Below are 13776 nucleotides of genomic sequence, written 5' to 3'. Positions count from 1 at the left end.
GGTTATTTGGTGTGTTTTTTTATTAAATAAACCAACCAAATATTAAATGCGGTTGGGGGCCCGTGTTTTCGCGGGCTGGGGGTTTCCCCGTAAAACCCCGGTCCCACAGAATCAGGGTGTTTCAACCATCGCGCAACACGGTCAATGGGCTGACATTCAACGCCCGGCGCGTGCCGAAGACCCCGGCGCCACCCACCAGCAAGGCGCCGATCACCGGCAGCAACAGCAGCCAGGCGTGGGGATGCCAGTGCAGGTCGAAGGCGAAGCGGTACAGCACGAAACTCACCAGTTCACAGCCCAGTGCCGCCAATAATCCACTGGCCGCGCCGAGCAGGCCGAACTCGATGCGTCGGGCCTTGATCAGCAGGGTGCGTTCTGCACCCAGGGCGCGCAGCAGGGCGCCTTGGCGGATGCGTTCGTCGAGGGTCGCCTGCAACCCGGAGAACAGCACCGCCAACCCCGCCGCCAATACGAACAGCAGCACGTACTGCACTGCCAGGGTCACCTGGCCAAGGATGCTGCGCAGTTGTTCCAGCAACGCCTGCACTTGCAGGATGGTTACCGCCGGGTAGGTCCGGGACAGTTCGACGATGGTCTGGTCGTTGCCAGGGGCCAGGTAGAAGCTGGTCAGGTAAGTGGTCGGCAGGTCCTGCAAGGTGCCGGGCTGGAAGATCATGAAGAAGTTGGGCTGGAAGGTATCCCAGTTGACCGTGCGCAGGCTGGTCACCACTACTTCCCGGGTCATGCCGCCGATAACGAAGCTCATATGATCGCCAAGCTTGAGCTTGAGGCTTTCTGCCAGTTTGGCTTCCACCGAAACACCGGGGACGGCGTCGGCGGCGGGGGGGCTTGCGTCCCACCAGTTACCCGCCGTGATGGTGTTGCCTTCGGGCAGATCGGCCGCCCAGGTCAGGCTGAGGTCGCGCTGTGTGGCGTTCTCGCCGCGAGAGTCCTTGGTGACAAACTGGCTGACCGGGGTGCCATTGATGGTGATCAGGCGGCCCGGTATCACCGGATACAGCGGCGCCGAATGGCTGGATAGATGGCTCAGCCGCTCGGCGAAGTTGTCCTTGTCCGCGGGCAGGATATTGAGCACGAAATAGTTGGGAGCGTCCTTGGGCAGCTGGTTTTGCCAGGTATCAAGCAATTCGCCACGCAGCAGGGCGATCAGCCCCATCGACAGCAGGATCAGGCCGAAGGCCAGGGATTGCCCGGCTGCTGCCAACGGATAGCGCAGCAATTGCCCCAGCCCCAGGCGCCAGGGCAGTGATGCGCCCATCAGCAGGCGACGCAGGCTTTTGAGCAGGAGCAGCATCAGGCCGCCGAGAATCAGCGCCGCCACTACTCCGCCACCGAGCAGGGCGAAGGTCAGTACCAGATCCAGGCTCAGGCGCCACATGATCAGGCCCAGGGCCAGCAGAGCGGTGCCGTAGACCAGCCAGGAACTGGGTGGAATCGGCAGCATGTCGCGCCGCAGCACCCGCAATGGTGGTACCCGGCCGAGAGCGGCAAGGGGCGGCAGGGCAAACCCGGCCAGGGCCACCAGACCGGTACCTATCCCGGCGAGGGCCGGCAGCAGGCCGCCCGGCGGTACGGAGGCGGGCAGCAGGCCTTCGAGCAGGTAGAACAGGCCCAGTTGCGCCAGCCAGCCGAGGATTGCGCCGCTAAGGCTGGCCAGTACCCCGAGAATCGCCAGTTGCAGGCTGAACAGGGTCAAGGCTTCACCACGGGACAGGCCCAGGCAACGCAGCAGGGCACTGGCATCGAAACGGCGGCTGGCAAAGCGTGACGCCGACAGTGCCACGGCGACGCCGGCCAGCAGTACTGCGACCAGACTGGCCATGTTCAGGTAACGCTCGGCCTTGCCCAATGCGCCGCCGATCTGCTGGTTGCCGTCACGGGCATCGCGCAGGCGCTGGTTGGGCGCCAGGCCAGGCTCGATGGCCTTGCTATAGGCTTGCAGCGCCGGTGCCGGGCCGCGCCACAGTTCGCGGAAGCTGACCCGGCTGCCCGGCTGGACCACGCCGGTGGCCTGCAGGTCAGCCAGGTTGATCATCACCCGAGGCGTGAGGCTGTAGAAATTGCCGGCACGGTCCGGCTCGTAGGTCAGCACCCGGGTCAGGGTCAGGGTCTTGGAGCCGACATCAATGGTGTCGCCGACTTTCAGATTCAGGGCGGCGAACAGGCGCGATTCCGCCCAGGCTTCACCGGCCTGGGGCTCGCCGCCTGCGCTCTCTTGCTGATAGGGCGCCGGGGCGCTTTTCAGTTCGCCGCGCAACGGGTAAGCCTGGTCCACAGCCTTGACGCTGGCCAGCTGGATGCCGGTATCGGTGGCGATCACGCTGGAGAATTCCACCGTTTGAGCATGATCGAGGGCAAGTTTGCTGCCAGCCTCGATCTGCTCGGCTTTCGCCGGGCTGGACCCTTCCAGGACCAGATCGGCGCCGAGGAACTCGGTGGCGCGCAATAGCATGGCGCCATTGAGGCGGGCACCGAAGTAGCCGATGGCGGTACTGGCGGCCACGGCTACGACCAGGGCGAAAAACAGCACCCGCAGTTCCCCGGCGCGGGCATCGCGCAACAGCTGGCGGCAGGCGAGGGTGAACAGGCGCAGCAACGGCAGGCGGGCCATCAGGGCTCCAGTGGGGTGGCCAGGCGGCCACCTTCAAGGCGGATCAGGCGGCGGCAACGGTGCGCCAGGCGCTCATCGTGGGTCACCAGCACCAGGGTGGTCTGGCGTTCCTTGTTCAGCTCGAACAGCAGGTCGCTGATCCGTTCACCGGTATGGCTGTCGAGATTGCCGGTGGGTTCGTCGGCGAACAGCACCGCAGGATCGGCGGCAAAGGCCCGGGCCAGAGCTACGCGCTGTTGTTCGCCACCGGACAGCTGACGTGGAGTATGGGTCAGGCGCTGGCCGAGGCCGACCCGTTCCAGGAGATTGCGCGCCTGTTCCCGGGCGTCCTTGCGACCTTCCAGTTCCATGGGCAGCATGACGTTTTCGAGCGCATTGAGGCTGTCGAGCAGTTGGAATGACTGGAACACGAAACCGACATTTTCCGCCCGCACCCGGGCTCGTTGGTCTTCGTCAAGCTGGCTCAGATCGCGCCCGGCCAGGGTCACGGAGCCAGCGCTGGGCAGATCGAGGCCGGCGAGCAGGCCCAGCAGTGTCGACTTGCCGGAACCTGAGGCGCCGACAATGGCCAAAGAGTCGCCCTTGTTCAGTTCCAGGGAGAGTTCGTGCAGGATGGTCAGATCACCTTCGGTGCTGGGAACCACTTTGCTGAGGTTTCGGGCACTGAGAATACTTTCACTCATGGAGAATCCGATGCGTGCGTGGTTTTTAAGTGCGGGCCTGATGGTGTTGCTGTTGTCGCAAACAGCGGCGGCGGGCACGGTGCTGATCGTTGGCGATAGTATCAGCGCGGCTTTCGGCCTGGATACCCGCCTGGGCTGGGTATCGCTGCTGGAACAGCGGCTCAGGCAGGAGGGTTTCGACGATAAGGTGATCAATGCCTCGGTCAGCGGCGACACCAGTGGCGGGGGGCAGGCGCGGCTGCCTGCGCTGCTTGCAGAGCATAAGCCGGACCTGGTGATCCTGGAACTGGGCGGCAATGACGGCCTGCGTGGGCAGTCCCCTGCGCAATTGCAACAAAACCTTTCATCGATGATCGACAGCTCCAAGGCAGCTGGAGCCAAGGTATTGCTGTTGGGCATGCGTTTGCCACCCAATTACGGTGCCCGTTATACCCAGGCGTTTGCCGCGGTCTACGGCAGCCTGGCGCAAGAGAAAAAGATCGCCCTGGTGCCGTTTTTCCTCGATGGCATTGGCGGGATTCCCGAGTTGATGCAGGCCGACGGGCTGCATCCGGCGGTGGCGGCCCAGGGCAAGTTGCTGGATAACGTTTGGCCGACGCTTAAACCCTTGCTTTAACACGTCTACAGGCTTTTCTAGTCGAGGGCTTTCGGCTAATGTGGCGCCCCGATTTGGAGCCCCCCGATGCCGCGTTCCGCCTGGTCCCTGTATGCCTATCAACTGATCGAGCCTGACGAGCAGCTCGACCTGTTCGCCTGCCAGGAAATCAAGCTGCATGTGGTGGCTCGGCAACTGGAGTTGGGCGGCTCGGTGGATCGCACGCTGTGCGGCACTCTGTTGCCTGCCCAGCCGCGCTGGTCCGGGGTGGCGGCCGAAGCCCTGCGCGACGAGCGTTTCTGCCCGCTGTGCAAGGCGATTCTCGACGCCCAGCGCCGCGGCATGAACCCGATCTGGCCGGAACTGTAGCCGCAGCGCTGTGGCCCATCATGAAACTCTTGTCAGGCAGCACTTTGCTGTCTCCCGGCAAAGCGAGAGCCGGTGTACAATTCGCTACTTTTCCCTCTTTTATCCCAAGGATTTCCCGGATGTTGTCGCGCATTCCAGCCGTTACCCGCTGTCTGTCGTTCGCTGCACTGTGTGCGGTCGGTCCCGCTTCGGCCCTGGAATTCCCGCTGCCGCCGCCCGGTGAAGACATCATCGGCCAGGTCCAGACCATCACTGCGAAATACGAAGATACCTTCGCTGATATCGCCACCAAGTATGACCTGGGTTACCTGGAAATGATCGCTGCCAACCCCGGCGTTGATGCCTGGCTGCCGGGTGCCGGGACGCAGATTACCCTGCCGACCCGCTTTATCCTGCCGCCGGGCCCGCGTGAGGGTATCGTTATCAACCTGGCTGAGTACCGGCTCTACTACTACCCGAAGGGGCGTAGCGTGGTGTACACCTTCCCGCTGGGTATTGGCCGCGAGGGCTGGGGGTCGCCGGTTTCCACCACCAAGATCACCGCCAAGACGCCGCGTCCGACCTGGACCCCACCGGCTTCCATACGTGCCGAGCATGCCGCTGATGGCGACATCCTGCCAGCCGTGGTGCCAGCGGGGCCGGACAACCCGCTGGGCCCGTTCAAATTCGGCCTTGGCCTGCCGGGCTACCTGATTCACGGTTCCGACAAGAAGTTCGGTATCGGCATGCGTACCAGCCATGGCTGCTTCCGCATGTATAACAACAATGTGCTGGAAATGGCTGACATGGTGCCGATCGGAACCACCGTGCGCATCATGAGTGAGCCGTACAAGTTCGGTCGCAGTGGCGGCAAGGTTTTCCTGGAAGCCCATGCGCCGCTCGATGAAAACGGCAATCCGTCGATCGTCGACAAGCACACGGCAGTAATCAATGCCCTGCTCAAGCGTGACGACCTGTCGAACAACTTGCGCATGAACTGGGATCAGGTGCGTGACGTGGTTGCGGCCGAGGATGGCATGCCGGTGGAGATCGGCGAGCCGGGTGCAGCGGTTGCGGCGCAGCCGCAGGTGATCCTGCAGTAAAGACACGCAGGATCGCCCATTGTGGGAGCGGATTTATCCGCGAAAGGGCCGGTACAGCCAAAGCCTCATTGTTGCCTGAAGTACCGTCTTCGCGAATGAATTCGCTCCCACAGTTGCCTTCATGAATGCTTTCGCCAATTCTCGGGCGAAAAAAAAGCCGACCCGTAAACGGGTCGACTTATCAGCAATAATCCCGAGGGATTCTTACTTGCGGCTAGCCTTGTCGAGCATGCGCAGAGCGCGCTCGTTGGCTTCGTCAGCAGTTTGCTGAGCTTTCTGAGCAGCAGCCAGAGCTTCATCAGCCTTACGGTAGGCTTCATCAGCACGAGCTTGTGCACGAGCTGCTGCGTCTTCGGTAGCAGTCAGACGAGCTTCGGTTTCTTTGGATACGCTGCTGCAACCGGTGGCCAGAACTGCGGCCAGAGCCAGAGCAGAGAATTTCAGAACGTTGTTCATCGTGTTCCCCTTCAAGGACTTTTCAATCAAATTAGTCATCTCTCGAAAGTGAGAAAATGACCGGCGTACATACTACCCATTGTTTGTAGTAAGTAAACTGACGAAGCGCAAGAAGTCCACAATTTCTTGGGTTTGAAAGCCTTCCGACAGACTTTTCACGCGCTTTGTATGAAAAATATCCAGCCTGGTCCGTCCATGCACAGGGTATTTGGAAGGAACGTGCTAAATAGTGGCGATGTGCATTAGTCATTGCCCCTCGCCATGAGTTCCAAGCGTCTGCGCATGAACAGACTTTTCCTGTTTAGCTGAACAATCGGTGACTTTCAAATCGGCGCAGCGTCTCAATCGGCAACGCCGGCAATGTTCGCTTCACAGTGTTCGTCCAATCGGATATTCGGTCGTGCTTTTTTACGGTCGCTACGCTTGAGCATATTCACAAATGGCGCCTACTATTTGCAGGTGCTGTTTTGTTGGAGATTCACAGGCTCGTCTCGGTGTCCAAAACAGGCACGGGGTGGCGTAGATGTTCCTTCGCCGGAAAAACATCGGTAAGGTAGGGGTCAAATTCCAAGACCCGCGAGGAGTAATGATGAGCGAGGCGCTGTCGATCCACCATGATCAGACCGGTCACCAGTTCGAAATCAGCATAGATGGTCATCGTGCCTACCTGACTTATATGGACCTGGGCAAACAGACCCTGGACATCTATCGAACCTTTGTCCCCAATGCCCTGCGCGGCAGGGGGATCGCAGCGGCGCTGACCGAACAGGCGCTGGACTATGCCGAGAGCATGGGCTACACCGTCATTCCTTCGTGTTCGTATGTCGAACGTTACATGGAGCGTAACCAGCGTCAGGCGGCGAAGATCTGACGTATTGCTTCATAGGTGCAGATGAATGAAAAACGCCGAGCATATGCTCGGCGTTTTTGTCTCAGACGGCCTTCCCGGCTAAACCGGTGCCACTCAGGTGCGTTCGCGTTTGGGCAGAACATCCTTGAGCTTGGCGTGCATGCCGCGCAGGGTTTTCTCGGTGCTGTCCCAGTCGATACAGGCGTCGGTGATGGAGACGCCGTATTGCAGTTCGGACAGATCCTTCGGAATCGCCTGGCAGCCCCAGTTCAGGTGGCTTTCGACCATCAGGCCGATGATCGAGTTGTTGCCTTCCAGGATCTGGTTGGCAACGTTCTCCATGACCAGCGGCTGCAGGGCCGGATCCTTGTTGGAGTTGGCGTGGCTGCAGTCGACCATGATGTTCGGGCGAATCTTCGCCTTGTTCAGTGCCTGCTCGCACAGGGCGACACTCACCGAATCATAGTTGGGCTTGCCGTTGCCACCGCGCAGGACCACGTGACCGTAGGCATTGCCCTTGGTAGTGACGATGGACACGCCACCTTCCTGGTTGATACCGAGGAAACGGTGCGGGCTGGAAACCGATTGCAATGCATTGATCGCCACGGTCAGGCCGCCATCGGTGCCGTTCTTGAAGCCGACGGCCGAGGACAGGCCGGAAGCCATTTCCCGGTGGGTCTGGGATTCGGTGGTGCGAGCGCCGATGGCCGACCAACTGATCAGGTCCTGCAGATACTGCGGCGAGATCGGGTCCAGCGCTTCGGTCGCGGTGGGCAGGCCCATTTCGGCCAGGTCCAGCAGCAGCTGACGGCCGATGTGCAGGCCGTCCTGGATCTTGAACGAGTCATCCAGGTACGGATCGTTGATCAGGCCTTTCCAGCCCACGGTGGTGCGCGGTTTTTCGAAGTACACGCGCATGACCAGATACAGGGTATCGGACACCTCGGCCGCCAGGGCCTTGAGGCGTTGGGCGTATTCATGGGCTGCCTTGATATCGTGGATCGAGCACGGGCCGATCACGATGAACAGGCGATGATCCTTGCCATCAAGGATATTGCGGATCACTTCACGACCCTTGCTCACGGTGTGCAAGGCGGCGTCGGTCAGGGGAATCTCGCGTTTGAGCTGATCCGGGGTGATCAGCGTCTCGTTGGACGAGACGTTAAGGTCGTTAATCGGTAGATCGGCCATCGTGTTACTCATCAGGTCACGGGTGCTGGCCGCCAAGGGACCCCTGCGGCGGAGCCCAGCATGATTGAGCGCAGCGGGGAGCGGAACCTTAGCGCGTTACCCCATTGCTCTTCAATGGGCAAGCGCGGCTTTCGCGCCAACGGCAGGGCATTGGCCTGAGGATTTGCAATCCGTAACCAAGGCAACGGATAGTAGCGCTTCAATCCGGAGAGCCTCACCGTTGAAACAGCTGGAACTGACAGACCTCGACATCGATCATCAATTGCTCGACCTGCCCGGCACCTCGTTACTTGTTTTTACAAGTCTGGGTTGCACCAGCTGCCGTTGGGCACGACAGTACTTGCCGACCCTGGAGTTGCCGCTGGAGCGCCTGTGCTGGATCGACGCCGCCGATAACGGCGGGGCGGTGGAACGTTATGAAGTGTTTCATCTGCCCGCGCTGTTCGTCATTCGCGATGGCGATTTCTACGGTGCGCTGCGTGCACCGCTCACGGCCCTGGGCATTGACCAGGGCCTGCGCCAGGTACTGCAAACTGAACCGGACGAATTGCCCTGAGGGGCTGCGAACATGTTAAGGAATGGATGACATGACAACTGCTAGCAAGAAGCCACGAATTGGCATCATCGGCACGGGCGCCATCGGTGGTTTTTATGGGGTGATGCTGGCGCGGGCCGGTTTTGACGTACATTTTCTATTGCGCAGCGAATTCGACACCGTGGTGCAGAACGGCCTGCGGATAGAGAGTGCGGTGCATGGAGAACTGTTGCTCAATCCGGTTCAAGCCTACGCCTCGGTCACCGACATGCCGCCTTGCGACTGGTTGCTTATCGGCGCCAAGTCCACTGCCAATGTCGAACTGGCACCGCTGATCGCTGAGGCTGCGGCCCCGGACGCCAGGGTGCTGGTCCTGCAGAACGGCCTGGCCGTGGAAGATCGGCTGCGCGCCGCCTTGCCGGATTCCCTGCATGTGTTGGGTGGTTTGTGCTTTATCTGTGTGCATCGGCTGGCGCCTGGCGTTGTCGCGCATCAGGCGTTCGGTGCAGTGAACATGGGCTATCACAGCGGTCCGGCGACGAGTGCCGAGGCCCGTCAGGCGATAGTCGAAGAGGGCGCGGCGCTGTTCAAGGCGGCGGGCGTCGACTCCCAGGCCATGCCCGACCTGCAGCAGGCGCGCTGGCAGAAGCTGGTGTGGAACGTGCCTTATAACGGTCTGTCAGTGTTGTTGCAGGCCAGTACCTCGGCCTTGATGACTGACACCTACAGCCGCGATCTGATTCTGGACCTGATGAATGAAGTGGTTGCCGGTGCCCAGGCCTGCGGCCATAGCATGCCCGAAGGCTATGCGGCCAAGCTCTTTGCCACCACCGAGCAGATGCCGGACTATTGGCCGAGCATGTACCACGACTTCCGCGAGAAGCGCCCGCTGGAGCTGGACGCCATCTATTCCCGGCCCCTGGCTGCGGCCCTGGACGCCGGCAAGGATATGCCCAAGATCCGCGCCCTGTTCCAGACCCTGGCCTTTATCGACTTTCACAATATCTGACGCGTCCCGATTCGCGGGAGTACGGGAGGAGCGCTTATGGCAACGGTATCAGGCAACAAACTGATCCTGGCGATTTCCTCCCGGGCCTTGTTCGACCTGGGCGCCAGCCATGCGGTGTATATTGCCGATGGCGTCGAGGCTTACCGCCAGTATCAGATCGAGCATGAAGACGAGATCCTGCAACCGGGCGATGCCTTTCTGCTGGTGGAAAAGCTGCTCAACCTGAACAAACGCCTGAAGCAGGCCCGGGTCGAGGTGATCCTGGTCTCGCGCAACAGCGCCGACACGGGGCTGCGGGTGTTCAACTCGATCCAGCATTACGGTCTGGATATTTCCCGGGCGGCTTTTGTTGGCGGGCGCAGTCCCTATCCCTATCTTTCGGCCTTCGGCTGCCATCTGTTTCTCTCGACCCATGCCGAAGACGTGCGCAGCGCCCTGGATGCCGGATTCGCCGCAGCGACCATTCTGTCCGGTGGTGCGCGCAGGGCCGCCAGCGACGAGTTGCGCATTGCCTTCGATGGCGATGCCGTGCTGTTTTCCGATGAGTCCGAGCGGGTCTATCAGAGTGGCGGCCTGGAAGCCTTCCAGCTCAGTGAGCGCGAATCGGCCCGGGAGCCTTTGCGTGGCGGTCCGTTCAAACCGTTCCTGGCGGCACTGAACCACCTGCAGCGTGAGTTTCCCGAAGAGTCCGGGCCGATCCGTACCGCGCTGGTCACCGCCCGCTCGGCACCGGCCCATGAGCGGGTCATCCGTACCTTGCGTGAATGGGACATCCGTCTGGACGAGTCCCTGTTCCTCGGCGGTCTGGATAAATCGCCGTTCCTCGAAGCCTTCGCCGCCGACGTGTTTTTCGACGATCAGCCCGGTCATTGCGAGCGCGCCCGCGAGGTGGTCGCCACCGGGCATGTCCCCCATGGCATCAGTAATGAAATCAAGGTTTGAAGTGCGTCAAAGCTCGGCGGCAAGCGCCGTCGCAGTTGGACGGGCGCTGCTAAGCTGAAGCAATCTCCGCCAAATCTGGCTGTCTGGGAGGTCGTATGATTCGTTCGATGCTGTATGCCACGGACCTTGGCCTGTATGCGCCGTATGTCATGCAGCATGCGCTGGCACTGGCACGAACCTTCAAGGCCGAGCTGTACGTCATTCACGTTGTCGAGCCCATGGGGCTGTTCGCCGAATCGGTGCTGCAGAGCTACCTGAGCGAGGATGCGCTAAAGGAATTGCGCAGCCAGGGCGTGAATACCGTGCTGGAAGGGATCGAACAACAGGTTCTCGCCGGCTTTCGCGATGAGCTGGGGGATGGCCATCAGGACCTTGAGTTGATTCGCAGTGTCCGGGTCGTACAGGGCGATCCATCGAAGGTCATTCTTGAGCAGGTAAGCCGCCTGGCTGTGGATTTGCTGGTTGTCGGCAGCCACAGTCACGGCGCGGAAGGAGATACACCGATCGGGCGCACGGCTGCCAGGGTTCTGCAGCTTTCGGAAGTTCCGGTCTACATGGTGCCCATGGTGCAGAACCGGATGCGCGGGTAGTCGAGAGCAGAAGTGAAATCGGGCGTGCCATTACGCCGTAAAGATGATAAAAAGTTCTAGATTTAATCTTCTGACCATTAATCCAGTTATATACCGTCGCTGATGCCCCTGGCGTCTACCTGCTTTGAGGGATACATATGAAGCTTCAACAACTGCGCTACATCTGGGAAGTGGCGCACCATGACCTCAACGTCTCCGCGACGGCTCAGAGCCTTTACACCTCGCAGCCCGGCATCAGCAAGCAGATCCGTTTGCTCGAAGACGAACTGGGGGTCGAGGTCTTCGCCCGCAGCGGCAAGCACCTGACCCGCGTGACCCCGGCCGGTGAGCGCATCATTACCACCGCTGGCGAGATCCTGCGCAAGGTCGAGAGCATCAAGCAGATCGCCCAGGAGTTCTCCAACGAGAAAAAGGGCACGCTGTCCATTGCCACCACCCACACCCAGGCGCGCTACGCCTTGCCGCCAGTGATCAGTAACTTCATCAAGCAGTACCCCGACGTCGCCCTGCATATGCATCAAGGCTCGCCGATGCAGATTGCCGAAATGGCCGCTGATGGCACGGTGGATTTTGCTATTGCCACTGAGGCGCTGGAACTGTTCGGCGATCTGGTGATGATGCCGTGCTATCGCTGGAACCGTTGCGTGGTCGTGCCCCAGGGCCACCCGCTGACCAAGCTGCCAAAACTGACCCTGGAAGTGCTGGCCGAATACCCGATCGTGACTTACGTGTTCGGCTTCACCGGTCGCTCCAAGCTCGATGAAGCCTTCAGCCACCGTGGCCTGACCCCGAAAGTGGTGTTCACTGCCGCCGACGCCGACGTGATCAAGACATACGTGCGCCTGGGCCTGGGCGTGGGTATCGTTGCCAAGATGGCGGTAGACACCAAGCTTGATTCCGACCTGGTGGTGCTGGATGCCAGCGATCTGTTCGAGTCCAGTGTGACCAAGATCGGCTTCCGCCGTGGCACCTTCCTGCGCGGCTTCATGTGCGACTTCATCGAGAAGTTTGCCCCGCACCTGACCCGTGAGGTCATGTCCAAGGCCATCCAGTGCCACAACAAGCAGGAACTGGAAGAGTTGTTCGACGGGGTTGAGTTACCGGTGCATTGATCGAAAGATCCAGTGCAACAGCGCTTTTGATGTGAAATGCGATTACGTAGGAGCTGCCGAAGGCTGCGAAACGGTGCAACGCCATTCGCAGCCTTCGGCAGCTCCTACAAGTCCGGCGTTCGCCGCGAGCTTCATCGGGTTGCATCAACCCTTGGCAATCATATTCCCGGCATGCAGGCCGCATTCCTTCTGAGTGGCTTCTTCCCACCACCAGCGACCTTCGCGCTCATGCTGGCGCGGCAGTACCGGACGGGTGCAGGGTTCGCAGCCAATGCTGATGAAGCCGCGCTCGTGCAAGCTGTTGTACGGCAGTTCCAGCATGCGGATATAAGCCCAGACGTCTTCGCTGCTCATCTGCGCCAGGGGGTTGAACTTGTACAGCGGGCGCTCGGGCGTGGAGAAGGCGCCGTCTATTTCCAGTACCGCCACTTCGCTGCGGGTACTCGGGCTCTGATCGCGGCGCTGGCCGGTGGCCCAGGCTTTTACCGTGGACAGCTTGCGACGCAACGGTTCGATCTTGCGCACGCCGCAGCATTCGCCATGGCCGTCCTTATAGAAACTGAACAGACCCTTTTCCTTGACGAAAGGCTCCAGCTTGCTCTGGTCCGGTGAGATCAGTTCGATGGCGATCTTGTACTGCTCGCGCACCTGCTCGATGAAGCGATAGGTTTCCGGGTGCAGGCGGCCGGTGTCGAGGCTGAAGACCTTGACGTTCTTGTTGATTTTCCACGCCATGTCCACCAGCACCACGTCTTCGGCGCCGCTGAAGGAGATCCACAGCTCATCGCCAAAGTGCTGGAAGGCCAGCTTGAGGATGTCCTGGGGGGATTTGTTGGCGTAGGTCGCGGCGAGTTCAGCGACATCGAATGGCTGGTTCATCAGGCGGTTTCCTGGTCAAGAAGTGGCGCTTAAGCGCTCGATATGGCGGCGATGGTAACAAAATCCTTCGCTGATTTGGCCGATCTGCGGTTGCTGGGCTAAAGTGCCGCTTCTTTTTCAAGCTGCCAATTCAACCAAGGAGTGTTCTGTGGAAATTGCCTGTCTCGACCTGGAAGGTGTGCTGGTCCCGGAAATCTGGATCGCCTTTGCCGAGAAAACCGGTATCGAGTCTTTGCGTGCGACCACGCGGGACATTCCCGACTACGACGTGCTGATGAAGCAGCGCCTGCGCATCCTCGACGAGCATGGCCTGAAACTGGCCGACATCCAGGAAGTGATCGGCACCCTCAAGCCCCTGGAGGGCGCCATTGAATTCGTCAACTGGTTGCGCGAGCGCTTCCAGGTGGTGATTCTGTCGGACACCTTCTACGAATTCTCGCAACCGCTGATGCGTCAGCTGGGCTTCCCGACTCTGCTCTGCCATCGTCTGATCACTGACGAGACTGACCGGGTCATCAGCTATCAACTGCGCCAGAAAGATCCCAAGCGTCAGTCGGTATTGTCCTTTAAGAGCCTGTACTACCGCGTCATCGCTGCTGGTGACTCGTACAACGATACCACCATGCTGGGCGAGGCCGATGCGGGCATCCTGTTCCATGCCCCGGATAACGTGATCCGTGAATTCCCGCAATTCCCGGCGGTGCATACCTTTGAAGACCTGAAGAAGGAATTCATCAAGGCGTCGAATCGGGATCTGGCCTTGTAAACGTGTGACCCGTTGGAGCGAGGGGTTGGGCCCCCCGGCAACCCCGCGGGCGGGGGGGGGGGGGGGGACCCGAGGGGGTAAAAAA

At 60.5% G+C, this 13776-nt stretch carries 15 protein-coding genes; 10 read left to right on the top strand and 5 right to left on the bottom strand.

Translation table 11 applies throughout. The annotated features are described in order from the left end of the window. Positions 1–121: 121 nt before the first annotated feature. Complete coding sequence (locus ACCD02_RS31935; RefSeq protein WP_413310574.1) at positions 122–2632, bottom strand: ABC transporter permease; 2511 nt, start codon at positions 2630–2632, stop codon at positions 122–124. Then, positions 2632–3315, bottom strand: coding sequence for an ABC transporter ATP-binding protein (locus ACCD02_RS31930; RefSeq protein WP_413310572.1), 684 nt, complete (start codon positions 3313–3315; stop codon positions 2632–2634). The genes ACCD02_RS31935 and ACCD02_RS31930 overlap by 1 nt, the downstream gene beginning before the upstream one ends. A gap of 10 nt (positions 3316–3325) precedes the next feature. Between ACCD02_RS31930 and ACCD02_RS31925 the strand changes: the two genes are divergently transcribed. The 3 genes from ACCD02_RS31925 (at position 3326) to ACCD02_RS31915 (ending at position 5361) form a co-directional block, all read left to right on the top strand. Then, positions 3326–3931, top strand: coding sequence for an arylesterase (locus tag ACCD02_RS31925; RefSeq protein WP_413310570.1), 606 nt, complete (start codon positions 3326–3328; stop codon positions 3929–3931). 66 nt (positions 3932–3997) lie between these two features. Continuing rightward, positions 3998–4279, top strand: coding sequence for a hypothetical protein (locus tag ACCD02_RS31920; protein WP_413310569.1), 282 nt, complete (start codon positions 3998–4000; stop codon positions 4277–4279). A gap of 119 nt (positions 4280–4398) precedes the next feature. Continuing rightward, positions 4399–5361 (top strand): L,D-transpeptidase family protein, encoded by a 963-nt coding sequence (locus ACCD02_RS31915; RefSeq protein WP_413310567.1) that lies wholly within the window; start codon positions 4399–4401, stop codon positions 5359–5361. 204 nt (positions 5362–5565) lie between these two features. On the opposite strand, the gene oprI is transcribed toward ACCD02_RS31915, so the two are convergent. Further along, positions 5566–5817 (bottom strand): outer membrane lipoprotei OprI, encoded by a 252-nt coding sequence (gene oprI, locus ACCD02_RS31910; RefSeq protein WP_045491971.1) that lies wholly within the window; start codon positions 5815–5817, stop codon positions 5566–5568. A gap of 589 nt (positions 5818–6406) precedes the next feature. Here oprI and ACCD02_RS31905 point away from each other — a divergent pair. Further along, the gene (locus ACCD02_RS31905) at positions 6407–6688 is read left to right on the top strand and encodes a GNAT family N-acetyltransferase (RefSeq protein WP_259100265.1); all 282 of its coding nucleotides are present in this window, start codon (positions 6407–6409) and stop codon (positions 6686–6688) included. Between the two features lie 93 nt (positions 6689–6781). On the opposite strand, the gene ACCD02_RS31900 is transcribed toward ACCD02_RS31905, so the two are convergent. Further along, entirely contained in the window at positions 6782–7858 is a 1077-nt protein-coding gene (locus tag ACCD02_RS31900; protein ID WP_413310564.1) for a 3-deoxy-7-phosphoheptulonate synthase, read from the bottom strand. A gap of 220 nt (positions 7859–8078) precedes the next feature. Here ACCD02_RS31900 and ACCD02_RS31895 point away from each other — a divergent pair, with 220 nt between their 5' ends. The 5 genes from ACCD02_RS31895 to cysB all read left to right on the top strand — a co-directional run bounded on the left by ACCD02_RS31895 (position 8079) and on the right by cysB (position 12046). Then, positions 8079–8414, top strand: a complete 336-nt coding sequence (locus tag ACCD02_RS31895) for a thioredoxin (protein ID WP_413310562.1) — start codon at positions 8079–8081, stop codon at positions 8412–8414. Between the two features lie 31 nt (positions 8415–8445). Further along, the gene (locus ACCD02_RS31890) at positions 8446–9402 is read left to right on the top strand and encodes a putative 2-dehydropantoate 2-reductase (RefSeq protein WP_413310561.1); all 957 of its coding nucleotides are present in this window, start codon (positions 8446–8448) and stop codon (positions 9400–9402) included. 36 nt (positions 9403–9438) lie between these two features. Then, positions 9439–10344, top strand: a complete 906-nt coding sequence (locus ACCD02_RS31885) for a 5'-nucleotidase (RefSeq protein ID WP_413310559.1) — start codon at positions 9439–9441, stop codon at positions 10342–10344. 95 nt (positions 10345–10439) lie between these two features. Then, positions 10440–10934, top strand: coding sequence for a universal stress protein (locus tag ACCD02_RS31880; protein WP_413310557.1), 495 nt, complete (start codon positions 10440–10442; stop codon positions 10932–10934). Positions 10935–11071: 137 nt separating this feature from the next. After that, positions 11072–12046: an HTH-type transcriptional regulator CysB gene (cysB, locus tag ACCD02_RS31875; RefSeq protein WP_413310555.1), complete on the top strand. Its 975-nt coding sequence runs from the start codon at positions 11072–11074 to the stop codon at positions 12044–12046. Positions 12047–12190: 144 nt separating this feature from the next. Here cysB and ACCD02_RS31870 read toward each other — a convergent pair whose 3' ends face one another. Beyond that, positions 12191–12925, bottom strand: coding sequence for a phosphoadenylyl-sulfate reductase (locus ACCD02_RS31870; protein WP_413310554.1), 735 nt, complete (start codon positions 12923–12925; stop codon positions 12191–12193). A gap of 148 nt (positions 12926–13073) precedes the next feature. On the opposite strand from ACCD02_RS31870, the gene thrH reads away from it, so the two are divergent. Next, positions 13074–13691, top strand: a complete 618-nt coding sequence (thrH, locus tag ACCD02_RS31865) for a bifunctional phosphoserine phosphatase/homoserine phosphotransferase ThrH (protein WP_413310552.1) — start codon at positions 13074–13076, stop codon at positions 13689–13691. The last annotated feature ends 85 nt before the right edge of the window (positions 13692–13776 follow it).

This window comes from Pseudomonas sp. Pseusp88 (assembly GCF_047303955.1).
GTDB lineage: Bacteria > Pseudomonadota > Gammaproteobacteria > Pseudomonadales > Pseudomonadaceae > Aquipseudomonas.
The sequence above is the reverse complement of the archived record's forward strand: the minus strand, read 5'-3'. Positions and strand labels throughout refer to the sequence as shown.

Coding starts and splice junctions, on each gene's coding strand:
- ACCD02_RS31915 (WP_413310567.1), top strand. CDS start 4,399: ATGTTGTCGCGCATTCCAGCCGTTACCCGCTGTCTGTCGTTCGCTGCA.
- ACCD02_RS31890 (WP_413310561.1), top strand. CDS start 8,446: ATGACAACTGCTAGCAAGAAGCCACGAATTGGCATCATCGGCACGGGC.
- ACCD02_RS31920 (WP_413310569.1), top strand. CDS start 3,998: ATGCCGCGTTCCGCCTGGTCCCTGTATGCCTATCAACTGATCGAGCCT.
- oprI (WP_045491971.1), bottom strand. CDS start 5,817: ATGAACAACGTTCTGAAATTCTCTGCTCTGGCTCTGGCCGCAGTTCTG.
- ACCD02_RS31935 (WP_413310574.1), bottom strand. CDS start 2,632: ATGGCCCGCCTGCCGTTGCTGCGCCTGTTCACCCTCGCCTGCCGCCAG.
- ACCD02_RS31905 (WP_259100265.1), top strand. CDS start 6,407: ATGAGCGAGGCGCTGTCGATCCACCATGATCAGACCGGTCACCAGTTC.
- ACCD02_RS31885 (WP_413310559.1), top strand. CDS start 9,439: ATGGCAACGGTATCAGGCAACAAACTGATCCTGGCGATTTCCTCCCGG.
- ACCD02_RS31900 (WP_413310564.1), bottom strand. CDS start 7,858: ATGGCCGATCTACCGATTAACGACCTTAACGTCTCGTCCAACGAGACG.
- ACCD02_RS31925 (WP_413310570.1), top strand. CDS start 3,326: ATGCGTGCGTGGTTTTTAAGTGCGGGCCTGATGGTGTTGCTGTTGTCG.
- ACCD02_RS31870 (WP_413310554.1), bottom strand. CDS start 12,925: ATGAACCAGCCATTCGATGTCGCTGAACTCGCCGCGACCTACGCCAAC.
- cysB (WP_413310555.1), top strand. CDS start 11,072: ATGAAGCTTCAACAACTGCGCTACATCTGGGAAGTGGCGCACCATGAC.
- ACCD02_RS31880 (WP_413310557.1), top strand. CDS start 10,440: ATGATTCGTTCGATGCTGTATGCCACGGACCTTGGCCTGTATGCGCCG.
- ACCD02_RS31930 (WP_413310572.1), bottom strand. CDS start 3,315: ATGAGTGAAAGTATTCTCAGTGCCCGAAACCTCAGCAAAGTGGTTCCC.